Source organism: Chryseobacterium sp. CFS2 (assembly GCF_036543225.1).
Taxonomy (GTDB): domain Bacteria; phylum Bacteroidota; class Bacteroidia; order Flavobacteriales; family Weeksellaceae; genus Chryseobacterium; species Chryseobacterium culicis_A.
In genome coordinates this window covers 13,535-34,358 of record NZ_JAZHQU010000014.1, presented here as the reverse complement: position 1 = coordinate 34,358, position 20,824 = coordinate 13,535, and the positions used below count along the sequence as shown (strand labels likewise).

General features: G+C 37.1%; 17 protein-coding genes, 3 tRNA genes and 1 riboswitch. Of the genes, 12 read left to right on the top strand and 8 right to left on the bottom strand.

Annotated elements, in window-relative coordinates; all coding sequences use genetic code 11:
- Window positions 1-218: 218 nt before the first annotated feature.
- From ODR02_RS22920 to ODR02_RS22910, 3 genes are all read right to left on the bottom strand, one after another.
- A complete protein-coding gene (locus ODR02_RS22920) occupies window positions 219-1,361 on the bottom strand; it encodes an inorganic phosphate transporter (protein ID WP_309513656.1) in 1,143 nt (380 codons plus the stop codon).
- A 12-nt stretch (window positions 1,362-1,373) separates the two neighbouring features.
- The gene (locus tag ODR02_RS22915) at window positions 1,374-2,012 is read right to left on the bottom strand and encodes a DUF47 domain-containing protein (RefSeq protein ID WP_027374906.1); all 639 of its coding nucleotides are present in this window, start codon (window positions 2,010-2,012) and stop codon (window positions 1,374-1,376) included.
- Between the two features lie 151 nt (window positions 2,013-2,163).
- Window positions 2,164-3,870, bottom strand: coding sequence for a DEAD/DEAH box helicase (locus ODR02_RS22910; RefSeq protein ID WP_209785684.1), 1,707 nt, complete (start codon window positions 3,868-3,870; stop codon window positions 2,164-2,166).
- Window positions 3,871-4,097: 227 nt separating this feature from the next.
- Between ODR02_RS22910 and ODR02_RS22905 the strand changes: the two genes are divergently transcribed.
- The 7 genes from ODR02_RS22905 (at window position 4,098) to ODR02_RS22875 (ending at window position 12,077) form a co-directional block, all read left to right on the top strand.
- A complete protein-coding gene (locus tag ODR02_RS22905) occupies window positions 4,098-5,408 on the top strand; it encodes a TolC family protein (protein ID WP_309513655.1) in 1,311 nt (436 codons plus the stop codon).
- A gap of 3 nt (window positions 5,409-5,411) precedes the next feature.
- Window positions 5,412-6,677 (top strand): efflux RND transporter periplasmic adaptor subunit, encoded by a 1,266-nt coding sequence (locus ODR02_RS22900; RefSeq protein ID WP_309513654.1) that lies wholly within the window; start codon window positions 5,412-5,414, stop codon window positions 6,675-6,677.
- Window positions 6,678-6,735: 58 nt separating this feature from the next.
- Window positions 6,736-7,485, top strand: a complete 750-nt coding sequence (locus ODR02_RS22895; RefSeq protein WP_309513653.1) for an ABC transporter ATP-binding protein — start codon at window positions 6,736-6,738, stop codon at window positions 7,483-7,485.
- A 20-nt stretch (window positions 7,486-7,505) separates the two neighbouring features.
- Window positions 7,506-8,735, top strand: coding sequence for an ABC transporter permease (locus ODR02_RS22890; RefSeq protein WP_309513652.1), 1,230 nt, complete (start codon window positions 7,506-7,508; stop codon window positions 8,733-8,735).
- Window positions 8,736-8,839: 104 nt separating this feature from the next.
- Complete coding sequence (locus ODR02_RS22885) at window positions 8,840-9,505, top strand: DUF2461 domain-containing protein (protein WP_209785689.1); 666 nt, start codon at window positions 8,840-8,842, stop codon at window positions 9,503-9,505.
- A gap of 268 nt (window positions 9,506-9,773) precedes the next feature.
- A complete protein-coding gene (locus tag ODR02_RS22880) occupies window positions 9,774-10,568 on the top strand; it encodes an FkbM family methyltransferase (protein WP_209785690.1) in 795 nt (264 codons plus the stop codon).
- A gap of 9 nt (window positions 10,569-10,577) precedes the next feature.
- Window positions 10,578-12,077: a lipopolysaccharide biosynthesis protein gene (locus tag ODR02_RS22875; RefSeq protein WP_209785691.1), complete on the top strand. Its 1,500-nt coding sequence runs from the start codon at window positions 10,578-10,580 to the stop codon at window positions 12,075-12,077.
- A gap of 21 nt (window positions 12,078-12,098) precedes the next feature.
- On the opposite strand, the gene ODR02_RS22870 is transcribed toward ODR02_RS22875, so the two are convergent.
- The 4 genes from ODR02_RS22870 to ODR02_RS22855 form a co-directional block, all read right to left on the bottom strand.
- The gene (locus tag ODR02_RS22870) at window positions 12,099-13,139 is read right to left on the bottom strand and encodes a hypothetical protein (protein ID WP_309513651.1); all 1,041 of its coding nucleotides are present in this window, start codon (window positions 13,137-13,139) and stop codon (window positions 12,099-12,101) included.
- A 120-nt stretch (window positions 13,140-13,259) separates the two neighbouring features.
- Window positions 13,260-14,186, bottom strand: coding sequence for a glycosyltransferase family 2 protein (locus ODR02_RS22865; protein ID WP_245169763.1), 927 nt, complete (start codon window positions 14,184-14,186; stop codon window positions 13,260-13,262).
- Window positions 14,187-14,202: 16 nt separating this feature from the next.
- Window positions 14,203-15,603: an aspartate ammonia-lyase gene (gene aspA, locus ODR02_RS22860; protein WP_034700201.1), complete on the bottom strand. Its 1,401-nt coding sequence runs from the start codon at window positions 15,601-15,603 to the stop codon at window positions 14,203-14,205.
- Between the two features lie 72 nt (window positions 15,604-15,675).
- A complete protein-coding gene (locus tag ODR02_RS22855; RefSeq protein WP_209785693.1) occupies window positions 15,676-16,701 on the bottom strand; it encodes an N-acetylmuramoyl-L-alanine amidase in 1,026 nt (341 codons plus the stop codon).
- Window positions 16,702-16,836: 135 nt separating this feature from the next.
- On the opposite strand from ODR02_RS22855, the gene ODR02_RS22850 reads away from it, so the two are divergent.
- The 3 genes from ODR02_RS22850 to ODR02_RS22840 all read left to right on the top strand — a co-directional run bounded on the left by ODR02_RS22850 (window position 16,837) and on the right by ODR02_RS22840 (window position 17,118).
- Window positions 16,837-16,921: transfer RNA gene (locus ODR02_RS22850), tRNA-Ser, on the top strand.
- 16 nt (window positions 16,922-16,937) lie between these two features.
- Window positions 16,938-17,012: transfer RNA gene (locus ODR02_RS22845), tRNA-Pro, on the top strand.
- Between the two features lie 32 nt (window positions 17,013-17,044).
- A tRNA-Arg gene (locus tag ODR02_RS22840) sits at window positions 17,045-17,118 on the top strand.
- 190 nt (window positions 17,119-17,308) lie between these two features.
- Here the strand turns inward: ODR02_RS22840 and ODR02_RS22835 are convergent.
- Window positions 17,309-17,872, bottom strand: coding sequence for a hypothetical protein (locus ODR02_RS22835; protein WP_309513650.1), 564 nt, complete (start codon window positions 17,870-17,872; stop codon window positions 17,309-17,311).
- 248 nt (window positions 17,873-18,120) lie between these two features.
- Window positions 18,121-18,313, top strand: a riboswitch (cobalamin riboswitch).
- Window positions 18,314-18,759: 446 nt separating this feature from the next.
- Between ODR02_RS22835 and prpB the strand changes: the two genes are divergently transcribed.
- Window positions 18,760-19,668: a methylisocitrate lyase gene (gene prpB / locus ODR02_RS22830; protein WP_309513649.1), complete on the top strand. Its 909-nt coding sequence runs from the start codon at window positions 18,760-18,762 to the stop codon at window positions 19,666-19,668.
- Window positions 19,655-20,809, top strand: a complete 1,155-nt coding sequence (gene prpC / locus ODR02_RS22825; protein ID WP_309513648.1) for a bifunctional 2-methylcitrate synthase/citrate synthase — start codon at window positions 19,655-19,657, stop codon at window positions 20,807-20,809. Before prpB ends, prpC begins: the two co-directional genes overlap by 14 nt.
- The last annotated feature ends 15 nt before the right edge of the window (window positions 20,810-20,824 follow it).

The following is a 20,824-nucleotide window of genomic DNA, read 5'->3' as shown; positions in this document are numbered from 1 at the left end:
AAAAAAATTCACAAAACTTTTGTTGAATTTATAAAATAATCAAAACATAAAGCAATGAAAATCATAACAATACGAAATTTATACTAAACAAAATATAAACACATTCATCATAACAATAAATATCTTGTTTTTTAATTAATGATTTAAGTTTCAATAGGATAAAAACAAAAAACTTTGCCCAAACGGACAAAGTTTATATAATTATATGATTTGTTTTTTTAGAACAGGAAGGTTACCGTAAGATAGGTAATTGCTGCTACTATTGCAGAGATTGGAATGGTTAGAACCCAAGCCCAAAGCAGGCTTACTGTAATCCCCCATCTTACTGCTGAAATTCTTTTCGTTAATCCTACCCCGATAATAGAACCTGTGATCGTATGGGTAGTAGATACAGGAATACCGAAGTGGTCTGTGATGAATAAGGTAATAGCACCTGCAGTTTCTGCACTTACTCCTTCTAATGAAGTTACTTTCGTGATCTTCGTACCCATAGTTTTGATGATCTTCCAGCCACCACTCATTGTTCCTAACGCAATGGCAATAAATGATACTAAAGGAACCCAGATATAATGCTGTGCAAAATAATCAAAACGTTCCGCAGAAGGAATATTCAAATATTGTGTATCCTGAAGCATATTAACATGGTAATAAATTACCGCTGCTCCAATGATTCCCATTACTTTCTGAGCATCGTTCAAACCGTGTCCTAAACTAAACAGTGCTGATGAAGCCAGCTGTAGTCTTTTGAAAGATTTGTCTGCTTTGTGAGGGTTTGATCTTTTATAAAGGTGTACAATAATCAATGTGATAATGATGGAGATAATCATCCCTATAATGGGTGCCATGAAAATGAACAGGAAGATAGGAATTACTTTATCAAACTTTACCACACCCTGTTGTGTTACCTGGCTGAAAGCTTCTTTAATGGTTTCCCACATTCCAAGCTCCGGTTGTGCTGCAGCTACATCATGATAATCCATCATGAAAGCGTGCATAAGAGCAGCTCCTAAGAAACCTCCGATCAGCGTATGTGATGATGATGAAGGAATTCCAAACCACCATGTTAAAAGGTTCCAGGCAATAGCAGCTATCAAACCGGAAAATATAACCTCAAGAGTGATAAAATTCTCATTAACTGTTTTGGCAATTGTATTACCAATTTTGAATTCTCCAATGATGTAAGCAGCAATAAAGAACGCTGCAAAGTTCCAAAGTGCCGCCCAAAGTACAGCCTGGAATGGAGTTAAAACTTTTGTAGAAACTATAGTTGCAATTGAGTTGGCAGCATCATGGAAACCATTGATATAATCGAAGATCAGAGCCAGCGCAATAATAACTATAAGTAAAATCGGAAATTCCATTTTTGCTATGTATTAGGCGTATTTAATCATGATGTTCTCGATTGTATTGGCAACATCTTCTGCTTTGTCCGTTACAATTTCAAGGTAGTTCAATACTGATGAAACTTTAATAATGTTGATGGCATCATTGGTTTCAAATAATTCTACCATTGAATTGGAAAGCAAATCGTCAGCAATATTCTCAATAGAGTTCACTTTAATACAAGCTTCTTTCACCTGTTCCATGTTTTTGAACCCTTTAAGGTTTTTCATCGCATTCTGAATTTCCAGACATGCTTTGTGGATCAATAAAGAGAAGTCAGAATATGCCTTCATCTCAGGTGATTTGTACAGGAAAATATATTTTGTGGATGCGTAGATATAATCAGCAATATCATCCAGTCCTGTTGCTAGTGTGTGGATATCCTCACGGTCAAAAGGTGTAATGAAGTTTTTGCCTAGTTCTACGAAGATTTCGTGAGTAAGTTCATCATTCTTGTGTTCGAAGTCGCTCATTTTCTTCAACATTGAATCGTCGTTAAGATCGAAATCCTTGATTCCTGTGTTGAATTCTTCTGACATTGCAACTAGATTTTCAGTTACTTTTTCGAAAAGTACAAAGAAGATTTTATCTTTTGGTTGAAAAGCGTGGAAAATATTACCAATTCCCATTTTTTAGTATTTATAATTCGTGTGCAAATTTCTTAAAAAAGGATTGCACGTGAAACTATATAACATTAAGTTTTGTTAACATTCGCTTACCCGTTGATTATCAAATAAAAAAACCGGCCTTGAGGCCGGTTTTGTATGGTATAAGGAGAGATTAGTTTGCTACTTCAGCTCTCATATCTTTTCCTTTGAACTTCATGGATTGAATATTGCTCAAAACATTGTCTTTGAACGATTTTTCAACTTCGAAGAAAGAGAACTTCTCCAGGATTTCAATATCACCGATTTCAGCTCTTTTCTTGCTTTTTCCGCCAGCAGTTGCTTTATTGATAATATCTAAAACATCAAGCTTCTTCAAATGGTCTTTTTTACCAAGGTTGAAGAAGAATCTTACCATGTTTTCATCTCTTCTTCTTGGCTTTCCACTACGCTCTCTGTCTCTTCCGCGTTCTCCTCTGTCTCTATCACGACCTCTGTCTCTATCTCTGTCTCTATCACGTCCACGGTCTCTTCTTGAGAAATCATCATCTCTGCTGCTTAATTTCTGCTCAGCAAGATCATGCTTATCTTTGTAGTATAAAGCAAGGTCTTTCAACTGGAACTGTAGCAACTGGTGCACCAATTCTTCTTTTGTAAAGTTGCTTAGATCCGGGATTAAGCTATCGTCAAATTCGAAAAGATCTTCGTGCTCTGTCAATAATTTTTCGAATACACCCCCTACCTGAGCTTTGATAATATCTTCACCTGTAGGAATGAATTTTTCGTTAATTTCGATTTTAGTCGCAGATTTGATCTGTTTCAGTTTTCTGCTTTCTTCAGGCTTGATTAACGCCATAGAAATACCATCTTTTCCAGCTCTACCTGTTCTTCCGCTTCTGTGAACGAATACTTCAGGATCATCTGGTAAAGAGAAGTGGATAACGTGAGTAAGGGAGTTTACATCTAATCCTCTTGCTGCCACATCTGTAGCTACAAGAATATCAATGTTTTTCAGTCTGAATTTCTTCATTACCGTATCTCTCTGCGCCTGAGAAAGATCACCATGAAGAGCATCAGCTGCATACCCGTTCTGCATTAAGAAATCTGCCACCTCCTGAGTTTCCATTCTCGTTCTACAGAAGATAATGGAGTACTGATTAGGGTTAGCATCAATTAATCTTTTTAATGCTTCTTTTTTCTGACGGTATCCTACCACATAATATTCGTGAGTAATGTTCTTCTTCACTTCGTTGATAGAACCTACTGAAATACGGTGTGGTTTTGTAAGATAATTTTTGGAAATTCTTTCCACCTCTTTATTCATCGTTGCAGAGAATAAGAAAGTTTGTTTCGTTTCCGGAGTTTCGCTTAGAATGGTTTCCAATTCATCCTTGAATCCCATAGAAAGCATTTCATCAGCTTCGTCTAATACTAACCAATGAATGGCAGAAAAGTCTAATGCCTTTCTGTTAATAAGATCAATTACTCTACCTGGAGTTCCCACAATGATTTGTGGTTTATCCTTTAAAGATCTCATTTGCTCCACGATACTACTTCCACCATAAACCGCAGTAGTTTTGATGTCTTTCATATACTTAGAGTAATTCTTTATGTCCTTCGAAATCTGAAGACATAATTCCCGTGTCGGACAAAGCACCAATAATTGGATTTTGCGACTCGTATCGTCAATCATATCCAAAATCGGAAGCGAAAACGCTGCTGTTTTGCCTGTCCCTGTCTGCGCAAGTGCGATCAAGTCGCGAATATCTGAAAGAATAAAAGGGATAGTCTGTTTTTGGATTTCTGTTGGGCTTTCGTAGCCCAGTTCGCCAATTGCCTTAAGGATATCAGGACTTAAATTGGTTTCCGTAAATAAATTCATTAACTATTTTAAAATTTTTGCAAAGATACAATAAATATTTGATTTGTTTTTGAACAAATTTTTAAATATCCAAACTTAAATTCACAATCCTTTAATATATTTTTAATTTTTGGAAAATTTAATCTAAAAAAACAAGCCTTAGGTTAAAAAGTTGTTAAACATTATTTTTTTTTATTAAATTGGATTAATTTTTTCTGTGTTATTTATGAATTTTCAAAAATAAAACCATGAAAAGCAAATTTTTCTTTTTGATATTCTCATGCATAGTCATTGAAATATTTGCCCAAACGCCCAATTATCCCAATACTTGGACTCTGGAAAATTGCATTGCATATGCAAAGGAGAATAATATTTCTATTCATTCTCTCAGACTTTCAAAAAATTCTACCTACCAGGATCTCCTTCAGGCAAAAGAAGCAAAATACCCCAGCTTAAACGGAACTGTTTCACAAGGACTTTTTGCTCTCAACGGAAGTGACGGCCTTCACATGACGGGAGCACCCTCTCAAAGCATCGGAGCCAATTCTTCTATGACCCTTTATCATGCTGACTACATTAAAAATAACGAAACTTCAAAGAATCTCCTGGTACAGATGGCCGATCTGTCTGTACAGGAATCCGAAAACAATATCACCCTGAATATCACTCAGGCCTATCTGAATATTCTGATGAATCAGGAAAATATCATTTCTCTTGAAAATGTTTTGAAAACAACCCAAACACAATTAAAGCAAGGAGATCAGCTCTACAAAGCAGGAAGCCTTTCCAAATTAAATTATCTTCAGATTCAGTCTCAGGTAGCCCAGGATCAATACAATCTGACAGCAGCTCAAAATAGCCTGCGGACCAATACGGTGAATTTAAAACAAATCCTGCAGCTGCCTTCAAATTATGATTTCCAGATTGTAAAACCCGACAGTATTATCGTAGACAATCAATTGAAAACCCTTGAAGATGTCCAGAATCTGGCACAAAATCAGCGTCCGGAAATAAAATACAGCGAACTGAATGTTGAAAATTCCAATACCAATCTGAAAATGGCTAAGGCATCCATCCAGCCTACTTTAAGCCTGTCAGGAAATATTTCCACCAATTATTCCAACGGAAACGGAAATTATTTTAACCAGCTGGGAAACAATTTTTACATGCCTATTGGTTTAAGCCTTGGAATTCCGATTTACAATAACAGAATCTATAAAACACAGATTGAGAAATCAAAAATTGCTATAGAACAGGCCAATCTTGATTTACAAAATACCAAAACAATTCTTAATCAACAGATAGAACAATCTTATATCAATCTTCAGAATGCCCTTTCACAGTATGACTCTGCTAAAACACAAATGGACATCAGCCAACAGAGTTATGATATTGTAAATGCCCAGATGAAAATCGGAAGCATTGATTATGTGCAGCTTCAGCAACAACGACTGCTTTATATTCAGTCTGTTCAGAATTTTCTTCAGGCGAAATACACCGCAGTTCTCAATAAACAGATCTACGAATTTTACGCAGGTAACCCTATAAATCTAAAGTAAGCTATGAAAACAAAGAATAAAAAATGGTTGTACTGGGTTGTGGGTGGTATTATTACCCTTGGAGCAGTCTGGTTTTTCTTCATCAGAGAAAAAGAAGTAAAAATTCAGCTGGAAACAGTAAACCCTGAAATGGGAGAAATCTCAAATTCAATTACGGCTACCGGAACCATTCAGCCTGTAGATACAGTGGCAGTGGGTACTCAGGTATCGGGAATCATTAAAAATATTTATGTGGATTTCAATTCTACTGTGAAAAAAGGGGAATTACTGGCTACTTTAGATCCGGATTTACTTCAGTACCAGTCACAGCAGATCAAAGCCAATCTGCAAAACGCAAAAAGTAATCTGGCTTATAACGAAATCAATATCAACAGACAGTCACAACTGTACAAAGTGGGTGCAATCAGCAAAGCGGATTATGACGTTGCCACCAATCAATACAATGCTGCAAAGGCGCAGGTAGGTTCCGTAACAGCTCAGCTTTCCACAGCCAACAAAAACCTTTCTCTTACCAATATTTATTCTCCCATTGACGGAACTGTACTCAACCGGAATGTGAGTGAAGGGCAAACAGTAGCTTCAAGCTTCAGTACTCCTACCCTCTTCAGTATTGCCAAGGATCTTACCAAAATGAGGGTGCGTGCCTCAGTAGATGAGGCTGATATCGGAAATGTAAAAGTAGGCCAGAAAGCCACATTTACAGTGGATGCTTTTCCGGATGAGACTTTTGATGGTGAGGTTTCAGAAGTCCGCCTTCATCCTACCGTTTCATCGAATGTTGTGAATTACACCACCATTATCAACGCTGACAACTCCAGTTTAAAGCTAAAGCCGGGAATGACCGCCAATATTACTATTTACACTGAGGTTTTAAATAATGCCATGAAGATTCCTGTAGCTGCTACCAGTTTCAGACCGGACAGCCTGGTCATCAAAAAGTATAAAGTAAATTCTCCGTTTGCCAATGGTAAAAAACATGAAAAAGGACAAGGGAAGAAACAAAATAAAGAAAGTGAGAACAAGAACGAAGCGGCAGTTTGGATCATTGCGAAAGACAGCACAATCTCCCGTAAAAAGATAAAAACAGGAATGGATAATGACACCGAAATACAGGTTGTTTCAGGGTTAAATAAAAATGACAATATCATCACCGGCTACAAAGTTTTGTCCAAAAAATCTTCCGGAGGACAAACCAAAAGCCCATTCATGCCTCAAAGAAGAGGTAGTGGAAACAACAGAAACAGCGGCGGTGGCGGCGGACCGAGATAATTCAAATCAAGCCTAAACAACCAGCAACTAGCAACTAGCAAACCTAAAAACAAAAGTCATGACGGAGAAAATTCTGGAGATTACAGATCTGAAAAGAGAATTCAGGATGGGCGAAGAAATTGTTCATGCTCTGAAAGGTGTAACATTTACGGTAGAGAGAGGAGAATTTGTGACGATTATGGGAAGCAGCGGCTCCGGAAAATCTACGTTACTTAATATCATTGGCTGCCTGGATAAACCTTCTGGCGGAGATTATATTCTGGATGGGGTTAATATTAAAAACCTTGACCGTGATGAACTTGCTGTTCTCAGAAATCAAAAAATAGGTTTTGTGTTTCAGTCTTATAATCTTCTTCCCAGAACTACAGCCAAAGAAAATGTAGAACTGCCGCTTCTCTACAATTCAAAAATATCTACAGAAGAGCGCCACAAAAGAGCAATACAGGCTTTGACATCTGTAAAACTTGAGAGCAGGATTGATCACCTTCCCAATCAGATGTCCGGAGGGCAGCAGCAAAGAGTCGCTATTGCCAGAGCTTTGGTAAATGAACCTGTAATGATTCTGGCTGATGAAGCTACAGGAAATCTGGATACCAGAACTTCTTATGAAATTATGGCTCTGATGCAGGATCTGCACCATCAGGGACGAACGATCGTTTTTGTAACCCACGAACCTGACATTGCCACTTTCAGCAGCAGAACAGTAACCCTTCGGGATGGAAAAGTCATTAAAGATGTTAAAAATGACAATATAAAGTCTGCCAAAGAAGCTCTGGAAAACCTTCCCGTAAATGATGATTATAATTAGTTAACTAAAAACGCAGTACAATGAACCTCTCCAACCTCTTCAGAATTGCCTGGAAAGCCCTTTTACGGAATAAGCTTCGTGCATTTTTAACCATGCTCGGTATTATTATCGGGGTGGCTTCTGTGATTGCAATGACCGCTATTGGAGAAGGTTCAAAAAAAAGTATCAGTGATCAGCTTTCTTCTATGGGCTCAAATATGATCACCATACGTCCGTCCAGTAATATAAATGTTTCCGGTGGAGCAAGAATTGGTGCATCGGGATTACAGACCCTGAGACCTCAGGATGCAGATGCCATTTCAAAAGGAGCTCCGGATGTTTCCTACGTCTCCCCTGCAGTACAAACCAACGGACAGTCTATCAACGGAGCAAACAACTGGCCGACTCAATTACAGGGAGTGAACGAAGAATATTTCAGCATCAGAGACTGGAGCATTGCAGAAGGTAATCTTTTCACCAAAAAGGATGTAACATCTTCCAACAAAGTCTGTCTTTTAGGGCAAACCGTTTATAATAATTTATTTCCCAACGGGGAAGATGCCGTAGGAAGTATCATCAGATTTAATAAAGTTCCTATGAAAGTGATTGGAATTCTGGCTTCAAAAGGTTCCAATGCATTCGGGCAGGATCAGGATGATGTGATCATCGCTCCGTTCAATACCGTTCAGAGAAGATTTTTAGGAATCACGTATGTTCAAACTATTTATGCCGCTTCTTCGAATGAAAACACGTCACAACAGGCTACAGACCAGGTTTCTGAGATTTTAAGAAAACAGCATAAACTTCCTGCTGACGGAAGCAATGATGATTTCAGTGTGAGAACCCAGGCTGAACTTATCTCTACCATGAGTTCTACCAGCCAGCTACTGACCGTACTTTTATCGGCAATCGCAGGCATTTCCCTTATTGTAGGAGGCATCGGAATCATGAATATCATGTATGTCTCAGTAACGGAACGAACCAAAGAAATAGGGCTGAGAATGTCTATTGGCGCAAGAGGAAAAGATATTTTATACCAGTTTCTTATTGAAGCGGTACTCATCAGTATCACTGGAGGAATCCTTGGAGTACTTTTAGGGATATTATCTTCAGAACTGGTCACTTTTTTCCTCTCATGGCCAACTTTTATTACAGAATCTTCAATTATAGTTTCCTTCATTGTCTGTGCGGTGACCGGTGTATTTTTCGGATATAATCCTGCGTTGAAAGCATCAAAACTTGATCCTATTGAAGCATTGAGATATGAATAGTTTTTGTACATTTGATTTGTGAGATACGGGTTGCGAAGTTTCGGGATCCGGGGTTGAGAAGCCTTTATCAATCTCACTTAACAACCAAAAACACCTCACACCATATGTCTGCAAGCATTTCTTCAAAAACATTTGATTTTTTAAAAAAATTAACTGAAAACAATAACCGCGAATGGTTTACTGAAAACAAAAACCTGTACACAGAATCTCAGCAAAATGTGATTTCATTTTTAGATGAACTGATTAAAGAGATGTCCGGTTTTGATGAAGAACTTGCAAAAATAGACAGTAAAAAAGCCCTGTTCAGAATTTATAGAGACACCCGTTTTTCAAAAGACAAATCTCCTTATAAAACCAATTTCGGAGCTTCTCTGGGAATGGGAAAAGGCAATCAGAAAGGAGGCTATTATCTTCACATGGAACCCGGGAAATCCTTTTTAGCAGGAGGAATTTACATGCCCGAATCTTCTGTTCTGAAAGAAGTGCGTAAAGAGATTTCGTTATACGGAGATGATTTTCTTAAAATTCTCAACCATAAAGATTTTAAAAAACATTTTCCTGAGCTTGATCAGGACGATAAGCTGAAGAAAATTCCTCAAGGTTTTGAAAAGGAGGATCCTATGGGAGAATATCTTAAGCTTAAAAATTTCATTGTGGTATATTCATTGAAAGATGAGGAAATACTGGACAAAAATGCAGTGAAAAATATGAGCAAAGTTTTCAAACTCATGAAACCTTTAAATGACTTCCTGAATACTCCTTTTCTTTAATGCACAGGATCAATTTCCCCCACAGATAACATAGATTTTCACAGATGATCTATAATATTCTTTGTGCTCTGCATCTTTATTGGATATTTTAAGATGGCATTCAGCCTGTACAGATGTCTATATGACAAATTTAAAATAATTAAAAATCAACCGGTTACAAAAACAGAAACGAAGGATATTTGTTGAAAATCAGCGCATTATAATTAACATTTTTTTAAGAAAAGTTTTACATTTTTACGTATCTTTGCTGTTCGCCAAAAAGCTTACAATGTCTTTATACCAAAAAATTGCAGAGAAACTACAATACATAAGCCCGAATTTTTACAAAAAAAGATATTTTAAAACTTTAAATAATCTTAATAAAAATAATTTTTCGGAACGTAATGTAGAACCGGAACTGGTATGGATTAAACAATACCTTTCTAAAAATGCTGTAATTCTGGATATTGGTGCGAATGTAGGAACTTTCCTTTATCAGCTGGAAAATACATTGAACCACGATCATATTTATGGTTTTGAACCTAATAAAAAGCTTTACCGACGATTGAAAAGGCTGTTTCCGGCAATGCACATCTTTCCTCTGGCTCTTTCTGATGAAAACAGAATAGCAGAATTCAAAGTACCGATTATTAATGGAAAAACAATTGCTTCCCGCGGTACATTAAACACTTCTTACAAAGAAAAAGGAGAAGAGAAAAGTTATACAGAGAAAGTAAAAGTGATAAAACTGGATGAATGGGCTGCACTGGAACACTTCAACAGATTAGACTTTATCAAAATAGACGTTGAAGGAAACGAAATAAAAACCCTTGTCGGGGCGAGAGAAACCATCAGACAATTTAAGCCTACTTTAATGGTCGAAATGGAACAAAGACACCACCAAACCCCTATATGGAATGAGATTTCTGAAGTGATGAGCTGGGGATATGATCCCAAATATCTGAACAGAAACAGCTTTACCCTGGAAAATCTTACAGAAGATATCATTACACAAAATACAAACGACGAAAAAAATAAAACTCAGTACATCAACAATATTATTTTTATACCTAAAAACAATTAAAACGACTTTATGAGTGTAGTAGCGAGACAAGGCTTCAAATATTCCATTATCGGTTATATTGGTTTTTTGCTGGGCACCGTTTCCGCAATATTCATATTTCCGAATGATTTTGAATTTTACGGAAAGCTGCGCTACATTCTTCCGACGGCTGAGATGCTGGTTCCCTTTGTTGTATTGGGTATTTCCTATTCGAATGTAAAGTTTTTTCACACCGTGGAAAAGGATGGTAAAAAACAGAATATGCTGTCATTGTCACTGCTGACGGTTTTTATCAACTTTCTTATTTTCACCGTTGTATTTTTCATACTTCCTTATTTTTATCCAAAGTTCAGGCATTCTGAGGCATGGAAGATCAAAGAAATGATTCTTCCACTGATTTTAATTCTTTCATTTTGTGCCATTTTCAATAAATATACATCCAATTATAAAAGAATTGTGGTTTCCAATATTTTCGATAATCTGTTTCCGAAAATAGCCAATCTGGGAGCATTTTGTCTCTTTTTCTTTGCTTTATCGCAGAATATTACAGCTGCTACATCACAGACCATTGCATATGCTTTCTTTTTTGGAATCTTCTTTTTAATGCTTTTGGGGTATATCTATTACACGAACAAACTGGAAAAGATTCAGCTGGATTTCAATACAGATTACTTCAAAAAAAATAACTTCTGGAAAGATTTTTTCAATTACAGTTTCTTTGGATTTCTGGGAACTTTTGGAAATTATCTGGCGATCAACAGCTTTATGATTGGAGAATTTATGGGAATGGAAGAAGTAGGAATTTATTCTGTTCTGTATGCTTTGATCTCATTGATTTCTATTCCACAACTTGGATTATTTAATATTTCGGCACCTATCATCAACAAAACGCTGGCAGACGGAGATATGGTAGAGCTGGACAGATTCCACAAAAAAACATCTTTAACCCTGTATTTCCTTGGAGCCGTTTTATTCTCCTGTATCATGGTAGGATTCCCTTACCTGACGCAATTCATGCCAAAGAACGGAATCATGCTGAGAGAATATGAGCCTGTAGTCTGGATCTGGGGTTCTGCAGTATTGATAGACCTTGCAACAGGATTTAACGGGAATATTATTTCGCTTTCAAAATATTACAGATTCAATATTCTGGTCATGCTTTTACTGGCCGGACTTACTATCGGACTTAACTATTACTTCATTAAGAATACAGATCTTAAATTGATTGGAATTGCTTTATCTACAGCGATTTCCCTTACCATTTACAATGTTGTAAAAATCATTTTCAATTATATTGTATTTAAAGTTTCTCCTTTAAGTATTGAAATGATTTTTGTCTCTATTATCTGCACGCTGGCCATTACAGTAGCTATTGTCCTTCCGAACTTCGACAGTAATCTGCTGAATCTCGTTTACAAACCAGCTGTTGTCCTGATACTCATTTATGTAGGAAATTATTTCACAAAAATATTCCCGATTGAAGACTATCTGAATATGAGGTTTATTAAGAGTGTATTTAAGATTAAATAGGGCATTTTAAGGCAAAGAAGATCAGATTAGCCCCTGTAAGAATTGTTCCATTTTCTGTTGAACTTCTTTCTTGCTATAGGTTGTATAAAAATCAAACGGAGTGTCTGAAAGTGTCTTTAACTGCTCAAGAATATTTTCTTTTTCAGGAATAATAAAGTCAGTTTTTGAAGGGTAATTTTTTGGGAAAACAGCCAGTTTTCCATACGCTATGGCATCACCCAGGTTTCCCGTCATTTTAGTCTGCCCATAAGCTTCTTTCATGCTGAAAAACTCTGTATCCTGCTGAATCGGGCACCACAAAACATCTGCTTTCTGCATCCATTTCTCAAAGTCTTCAGAAGAAACTCTTTCAGAAAAATAGGTAATATCAATATTTTCAGGGCATTTTTTAGACAGATTTTCAAGTTGTTTTAATTCATGTCCGCTGGCTTTTCCCAGGAATATAAATTTACAAGATTGATCTGTATGCAGATTCTGAATTGTTTCAAAAATATAAGCATAATCTCTTCTTTTCTGTGAAACGCCACCAGGAATTACCACGACAAGATTTTCATTTTTTGTCTTGTCAAAATCTCTGGTATAGAACAGAGGTAAAAACTGATATCTCTCTGAAATCAGAGCAGCATCCAGTACGAAAAGAGATCTTGATGCCTGATAAACTTTGGTTTTGTAGAATAGTCCTTCTTTCAGCCATAATTTCAGTCTGAAAATAACATCTCCTTTGAAAACACTTTTCATCAGATCCAGCTTTGAAGCTTTTATAAAATTAAGATTATGAGCAATGACTGCCGTGTTGTACTTTCTGGTTATGGCTAAAAATGTATTGAAATAGCGATGAACTGTACCTATTACCACCAGATCATATCCCTTCCCTTTCAGCTGATCAAGAATCATAGAACTGTCTGATAAAAACACCGCTTCATCATTATGACTGATCTGATCTTTGATTCTTTTTGAAAAATAATAGTCTACCGCAAAATCCTGAGCCCCTTTCATAATATTCATGAAAGCCTGAGCAATTTCTGCGTGCGTGTCTATTTCTATGTAAGCTATTTTTTTCACAGGTTGGTGAGAGTTATATCTTAGGTTTTGGCTAAAGCCAATGGAATCTTTATTTTTTTGTTAAACGAGTTAAAAACCGTTTCTATTGATGAGCATTTACAACGTATAAAAAATCATCTTCTACATCTTCAGCCATTTCTTTTTCAACATTTTCCAACGTTGATCATTAACCGCTTTTTGTTCTTCTTTAGTAATTTTAAGCTCCAGCTTCTTTGATCTGCAACTCTCATAAGATTTGATAATATCGAAGAAAAATGAAGCAGATTTGCTTTTCATGGCTTCTTTGGAAGAGGCAATATAAGCCAGAAACCTGTTCAGTCCCAGGAAATAAAAATACCTTCCATAATAATCTGCCGGACGTATGGTGTAATCAGCTCCTTTTACTTTAATCAGTTTCACATGAAGCTCCGGAAGCACCACTTCTTTCCATCCCAGATTATCAAGTAATATGGAATCAATATTATCCCAGCCCAACGTTTCCCTTAAACCACCGATCTGAACAAAACATTCTTTTCGGTAAGCTTTCATAGGACCTCTTACGTGATGTTTATTGGAATTCCCTTCGTACACCCAGTTTCCGTCTTTTTCAATATACAGAAGTCCTCCTACCAGCCCATATTCAGGGTTCTTGGCGAAAGCAGTTTCTACTGCTGTCAGATAATTTTCCGGAAGGATGATATCGGCATCAAATTTACAGATGATATCAAACTCAGCCATAGATTGGGTCTGAAGTCCGTTTTTAAAAGCATGAACCACTTTAGATCCCGGCTGATGTTCAGATTTCTGAAGGTTAACGGTTTCAAAACGGGAATCAGTTTCGGTATATTTCCGGATGATTTCAGGTGTTTTGTCTGTAGAACCATCGTTTACCACCACTACTTTAAAATCTTTACAGCTTTGCTGTTGTAAAGAATCAAGAGTACACGGGAGGTTGTCTTCTTCGTTATGGGCAGGAATTATAATTAAAAACCTCACGGAATTATAAATGATTAATGATGAGTGATCAATGATAAGAAGCTTTTTAGGATATCCGTTATCATTGATCATTCATCGTTGATAGGATTTATTTGTTATGCGGTTTCAGCATGTTTTTCGGATCAAGGATTTCATCCAGTTTTTCCTGAGAAAGAATTCCTTTTTCAAGAACAAGGTTGTAAACGCTTTTTCCGGTTTCCAGTGCTTCTTTTGCAATCTGTGTAGACTGTTTGTACCCGATATAAGGGTTCAATGCTGTTACAATACCGATGCTGTGTTTCACCATATTCAGGCAAATTTCTTTATTGGCAGTAATTCCTACTACACACTTGTCACGAAGGGTATCTAAGGCATTGCAAAGGAAGTTGATATTTTCCATGATGGCATGAGAAAGTACCGGTTCCATTACATTCAGCTGTAATTGTCCTGCTTCTGCAGCGAAAGTTACGGTAAGATCATTTCCGAATACTTTGAAACAAACCTGGTTTACCACTTCCGGAATCACCGGATTTACTTTACCTGGCATGATAGAAGATCCAGGCTGCATTGGTGGAAGATTGATTTCAAAAAGACCTGCTCTTGGACCTGATGAAAGTAATCTTAAATCGTTGCATATTTTTGATAATTTCACGGCAAGACGTTTTGTTGCTGAAGAGTAGATAACATAAGATCCTGTATCAGGAGTAGCTTCTACTAAATCCGGAGCTGAAACAATCGGGAATCCTGTAATCTGAGCTAAGTTTTTAGCACAAAGAGTGGCATATCCTACCGGAGCGTTTAATCCTGTTCCGATAGCCGTTGCTCCCATATTCACTTCTACAAAAAGGTTTGCATTGTTATTGAGCTTGGAAATATCCTCTTCCAAAGTAGCAGCATAGGCTTCAAACTCCTGTCCCAAAGTCATTGGAACGGCATCCTGAAGCTGCGTACGTCCCATTTTGATAACATCATGAAACTCCTGTCCCTTGGCGCGGAAAGCGGTAATAATCCTTTCTAGTTTTTCTACCAGTCCGATATTCATCTGAAGCAATCCCATTTTGATTGCTGTAGGGTAAGCATCATTGGTAGACTGAGAAAGATTGATATGATCATTAGGTGAACAGAATTCGTATTCTCCTTTATTTTTTCCTAATTTTTCCAATACGATATTGGCAATCACTTCATTGGCATTCATGTTGATGGAAGTTCCTGCTCCACCCTGAATCATATCTACCGGAAACTGCTCATGATATTTCCCTTCTACAATTTCATCACATGCTTCTGCTATTTTAAAATACAGGTTTTCGTCTAGAAGCCCTAGTTCATAATTGGTTTTAGCAGCTGCTTTTTTTACAAACGCCAATCCTTTTATGAAATCCGGATAAGAAGACAAAAGCTGTCCTGAAATTTTAAAATTGTTGATAGCTCTTTGTGTCTGAACCCCATAATAAGCATCTAAAGGCACATTCAGTTCGCCTAATAAATCACTTTCTTTTCTGAAATTTTCCATTACAGATATTTTACTGTTTTTGATCGTTTAAAGATAGCAAAAACGCATCTAACCGATGCGCTTTAATTTGAATTATTTTACGGGATATTTTTGATTTAAAGCTTGCAGTGTTGCCCATGTTTCCGCATCCATGATTCCGTCATAATTTTGTGGACGGAAGTGGTACTGGAATGCTTCAATGGTTTTCTTAGTCGCATCATCCCAGGTTCCGTTAGGCTCCAATCCGTATCCAAATTTCTGCAATGAAGTCTGAATAAGGAAAATAAAGCTGGATTCATTATATCTTGCCGTGATGTCTGCCTGTGCTGCCTCAAGATAAGTTTGCTTGGCTGCTTCATCATACCACATCCCAATCTGGTATTCGTCATATAACTTTTTCCATGGGAACATAGGTCCCGGATCCTGTTTTCTTGTAGGAGCAATATCTGAATGAGCAAGTACATAATTAGGCTGAATCTGATATCTCGTTACAATATCTTTAACCAGTGCTGCCACTTTTCTTATCTGTTCATCACTAAAAGGAGCAAAAGTTCTTTTTCCTGTAGCATCTGTAGTATAGCCGGCATTTACAATTTCAATCCCAATAGAAGTATCATTAAGATTTTTGTCATTTCTCCATGAACTTACTCCTGCATGGTATGCTCTTTTGTTTTCATCTACCAACTGATAGATTTCATTATCTCCTGTATTATTTACGAGATAATGAGCGCTCACCGCCTGCTGGGTAAGAACGGTAATAGATTTATCATCCGGAATTGCGGTATAATGTAATATCAGATAACGTTGCCTGAAATTTTGAGCAACCGCAGGAAAATAAGTCTTTACCACTTTATAGCCACCTGGTTTTGCAGATACAATAGAACCATAACTTATCGTATTATCATTTTTTGTTGGGTCTGCTATATTAGTAGTAAAAAAATCTACTCCATGATCAGAAACTACTTTTGGTTTTGGAGCCACCGGAGGGGTTACCTTAACCGTTGGTTTCGCCTGTGTTATTGGGGTTTTCGGTTTGTATGTATTTTTTTTTACATTTTGTTGAGAAGTACAAGAAAAAACGAATGTGCTTAATCCGATGATATATAATGTCTTACGCATCAGTTTGGTTTTTGAATGATTTATTACTTCAAAAATACACAAAATTTTCTTGAATTTTATTTGGTAAATAAAGAAATCTGTTCTATATTTGCACTCGCAATAACGGAACAACGATCATTAAAAAATAAACAAAAAGGAGGGTTGCCAGAGTGGTTAATGGAGCAGTTTGCTAAACTGTCGACGCGAAAGTGTCGCAAGGGTTCGAATCCCTTACCCTCCGCTGTTTTTTATATATTCGGGGCGTAGCGTAGTCCGGTCATCGCGCCTGGTTTGGGACCAGGAGGTCGCAGGTTCGAATCCTGCCGCCCCGACTGTTTTAGTAGTTTTCTCAAAACTACTCAATGGGTGCGTAGCTCAGCTGGATAGAGCATCTGCCTTCTAAGCAGACGGTCAAAGGTTCGAATCCTTTCGCGCTCACTTAAAGACTTACTGGAAACAGTGAGTCTTTTTTTGTGTTTACTCTTAATCAAAAATCTTTTTATAGCTCACAAAATAGAGCATCCCGATTTTTAATCGGGACGGCAAAGGTTCGAATCCTTTCGCGCTCACAAAAAAACCTCACAATTTTTATTGTGAGGTTTTTTGTTTATTGGAGCTATCATAAAATTTATAATTCGAAATATTGCCCCAACCATTCATCAAAATGTTCTTTATGCTTATCCTGAGCAGCTTTAATCAATAAGTCAGGTTCTACAATCTGGCTTAGCCCATAATCTCCTTTCATCCAGGCTAAATATTCACTTAATCCTTCACTCTCTTCATAATCATCTTCCTCTTTATAAAAATAAGCTTCATCAAGCCCTACTGAAATTTCATTGTCAAAAGTGAGCAGATGCAAAAACTGCAGTATATTTTCAGCCACAATGTGAACACCGCCTTCATCCCCAAAAACTACCACAGGCATTTTATTTAAAGGCTGCTCTACTCCGTTATTCCAAATGGCATAGAAGGAACCGGAACCATTCGCCTGTGCAAAAGGCAGTAAATTATTCAGAAAATTTTCGTCCTCACTCCAGCTTTTCAATCCGGATTTATCATCAATTAAAACACCAAAACCTTGTGAATAATTTTCATACGAGGAAATAGTATTCTGAAAGTAGATCAGTTTTTCCAGTTCTACCGGAATTTCCTGCAGATTCAAGTTTTGTTTAAATTTTGTAATTTCTACCATGGTCAATTATATTCGGTTAATAAGATTTGTAAAATAAAAATAAAACAGCAAATTTATTAACTATCTTTAATTTTATGGTCATGTTTTATATTAATTTAACAACACAAACAAGCTGTTCTACTCCCAAAACACAGATTACAACTAAAACATTTTCAATACATTAAATTAAAAAAACTATTGATTACATAAAATATCTTTTTCGTTATTATAAAATACTTATATTTACCACCAAGGAGTTCTTAAAACCTTCTTTATCAACCGAAACTGGTTACACTTAGCTGTGTATTAAAAGGGAATCGTGTGTAAATCACGAACTGTCGCGCAACTGTAAGTAACATACAAAAAGTTTTTATCAATTGATATCCACTGTATATTTTTTATATGGGAAGGATGATAAAAACAGTTACAAGTCAGGAGACCTGCCTATTTCGTATTGACGATGCTTTCGCGATTTGAAGCTTACAGTCAGGTATGATGCGATATGGATATAGTACGATAATTTTTTTATCAAACTGTGTTATTTTTTGAGATGAATATGAGCGTACGTTGTGTACTTCTCATGATTCTGTAGCTCATTCGTATCCCCTTTCCGTAATTTTTCTTTCTTAATAAAGCACCGCGAAGTTTACAGAGAACTTTTTATAGGATTTTAATCAATGTAAAAAGGGATAAGGTGTACCAAAGCAATTTTAATTATTCGTGGAGTTCCAACAGGTTTATTTTACAAACCTGTACAATCAGAGGTTCTCAAAATTCCCGACATCTGCACAATGGGAAGATTCCCCAACTCCTTTCCTACTTTTTACTTTTTACTCAAAAGCGATGTCTTTACAGCTCTTCCGCTTCTTTAATGACAAACAAATTTCAACTCAACAATAAATATTATAATGATCAAAAATGAAAATTGGAAGTCGCCCGGCTTAAAATTCCGGGAGGCTATGGAAAAAGAAAATCCCCTTCAGATTGTTGGAGCCATCAATGCAAACCATGCATTATTGGCACAGCAGGCTGGTTTTAATGCCATCTATCTTTCAGGAGGAGGTGTTGCTGCAGGGTCTTTAGGAATTCCTGATTTAGGAATTACAACTCTGGATGATATACTCATAGATGTTCAGCGTATTACTAATATTTGTGATTTACCACTTTTGGTAGATATTGATACAGGATTTGGACCTTCCGCTTTTAATGTTGCCCGAACGATAAAATCATTAATCAAAGCCGGAGCTGCTGCCATTCACATTGAAGATCAGGTGGGAGCAAAACGTTGCGGACACCGCCCCGGAAAAGAAATCGTAAGCAAAGAGGAAATGGTGGACCGGCTTAAAGCCGCAGCAGATGCCCGTACCGATGAAAATTTTGTGATCGGAGCCAGAACAGATGCTTTTGCCAGTGAAGGACTGGAAAAAACGCTAGAAAGAGCCATCGCTTATAAAGAAGCCGGGGCAGATTTCATTTTTGCTGAAGCAGTTCCTGATTTAAGCTTTTATCAAAAATTTGTTGATGCTACTGGGATTCCTGTACTAGCCAATATCACGGAATTTGGAATGATCAAAATGTACACTGTAGAAGAACTGAAAAATGCAGGTGTAGGACTCGTCCTCTACCCTCTTTCTGCCTTCAGAGCTGCCAATAAAGCTGCACAGAATGTATACCAACATATCCGTAAAGACGGAACACAAGCCAATGTGCTAGATACAATGCAGACAAGAGAAGAACTCTATCAAAGTATTGGCTACCACGATTATGAACAAAAATTAGATAACCTTTTTAAACAAAATACTCATGTCAACGAATAGCGAACCAACATTTAAGCCTAAAAAAAGCGTAGCACTTTCCGGAGTGACAGCAGGTAATACCGCTCTTTGCAGTGTAGGAAAAAGTGGAAATGATCTCCATTACAGAGGTTATGATATATTGGATCTTGCAGAGAGAGCACAATTTGAAGAAGTTGCTTACCTGCTTATTTATGGTCAGCTGCCCACTGAAGCTCAACTCAAAAACTATAAAGCAAAATTAAAATCATTGAGAGGTCTTCCTCATTCTGTTAGAAATATTTTAAAAAGTATTCCGGCAGCTGCACACCCAATGGATGTCATGCGTTCAATGGTTTCAGCAATTGGAAGCATTCAGCCGGAAAAAGATGATCACAATGTAGCCGGAGCAAGAGATATTGCAGATAAATTATTAGCATCATTCAGTTCAGGGCTTTTATACTGGTATCACTATACCCACAATGGTAAAGAAATCAATGTAGAGACTGATGATGATACTATTGGCGGACATTTCCTTCACCTTTTACATGGTAAAAAAGCTCCTGATTCATGGGTGAAAGCAATGGAAATTTCCCTTAATCTGTATGCCGAACATGAGTTTAATGCTTCTACTTTCACCGCACGTGTCATTGCCGGAACCTCATCAGACTTTTATTCCTGTATCACAGGGGCTATCGGAGCTTTGAGAGGCCCTAAACATGGGGGAGCCAATGAAGTGGCTTTTGAGATCCAGAGCCGATACAACTCTCCTGATGAGGCAGAAGAAGATATCAGAAAACGTATTGCCAACAAAGAAGTAATTATAGGATTCGGACATCCTGTTTATACCCTGTCAGATCCAAGAAATGTAGTCATCAAAAAAGTAGCGAAAGAACTTTCCGGGGAAGCCGGAGATATGCTGCTGTACAATATCGCTGAAAGGCTGGAAACTGTGATGTGGGAAGAAAAGAAAATGTTCCCTAATCTGGATTGGTTCTCCGCAGTATCTTACCATCTGATGGGAGTTCCTACCCTGATGTTTACTCCACTATTTGTGATTTCAAGAGTCACAGGATGGAGCGCACACATTATTGAACAAAGACAGGATGGGAAAATTATCCGTCCAAGTGCCAATTATACAGGTCCAGAAAATAAAGACTTTGTATCCATCGAAAACAGAAAATAAAAAAATCAATCATAA

Bases quoted from the DNA above. Each gene is read 5' to 3' on its own strand.
- ODR02_RS22880 (WP_209785690.1), top strand. From the start codon at position 9,774: ATGTCTTTATACCAAAAAATTGCAGAGAAACTACAATACATAAGCCCG.
- ODR02_RS22885 (WP_209785689.1), top strand. From the start codon at position 8,840: ATGTCTGCAAGCATTTCTTCAAAAACATTTGATTTTTTAAAAAAATTA.
- ODR02_RS22905 (WP_309513655.1), top strand. From the start codon at position 4,098: ATGAAAAGCAAATTTTTCTTTTTGATATTCTCATGCATAGTCATTGAA.
- prpB (WP_309513649.1), top strand. From the start codon at position 18,760: ATGATCAAAAATGAAAATTGGAAGTCGCCCGGCTTAAAATTCCGGGAG.
- ODR02_RS22875 (WP_209785691.1), top strand. From the start codon at position 10,578: ATGAGTGTAGTAGCGAGACAAGGCTTCAAATATTCCATTATCGGTTAT.
- ODR02_RS22890 (WP_309513652.1), top strand. From the start codon at position 7,506: ATGAACCTCTCCAACCTCTTCAGAATTGCCTGGAAAGCCCTTTTACGG.
- ODR02_RS22895 (WP_309513653.1), top strand. From the start codon at position 6,736: ATGACGGAGAAAATTCTGGAGATTACAGATCTGAAAAGAGAATTCAGG.
- ODR02_RS22835 (WP_309513650.1), bottom strand. From the start codon at position 17,872: ATGGTAGAAATTACAAAATTTAAACAAAACTTGAATCTGCAGGAAATT.
- ODR02_RS22855 (WP_209785693.1), bottom strand. From the start codon at position 16,701: ATGCGTAAGACATTATATATCATCGGATTAAGCACATTCGTTTTTTCT.
- ODR02_RS22900 (WP_309513654.1), top strand. From the start codon at position 5,412: ATGAAAACAAAGAATAAAAAATGGTTGTACTGGGTTGTGGGTGGTATT.
- ODR02_RS22920 (WP_309513656.1), bottom strand. From the start codon at position 1,361: ATGGAATTTCCGATTTTACTTATAGTTATTATTGCGCTGGCTCTGATC.
- ODR02_RS22910 (WP_209785684.1), bottom strand. From the start codon at position 3,870: ATGAATTTATTTACGGAAACCAATTTAAGTCCTGATATCCTTAAGGCA.
- ODR02_RS22915 (WP_027374906.1), bottom strand. From the start codon at position 2,012: ATGGGAATTGGTAATATTTTCCACGCTTTTCAACCAAAAGATAAAATC.
- prpC (WP_309513648.1), top strand. From the start codon at position 19,655: ATGTCAACGAATAGCGAACCAACATTTAAGCCTAAAAAAAGCGTAGCA.
- ODR02_RS22865 (WP_245169763.1), bottom strand. From the start codon at position 14,186: ATGATCAATGATAACGGATATCCTAAAAAGCTTCTTATCATTGATCAC.
- aspA (WP_034700201.1), bottom strand. From the start codon at position 15,603: ATGGAAAATTTCAGAAAAGAAAGTGATTTATTAGGCGAACTGAATGTG.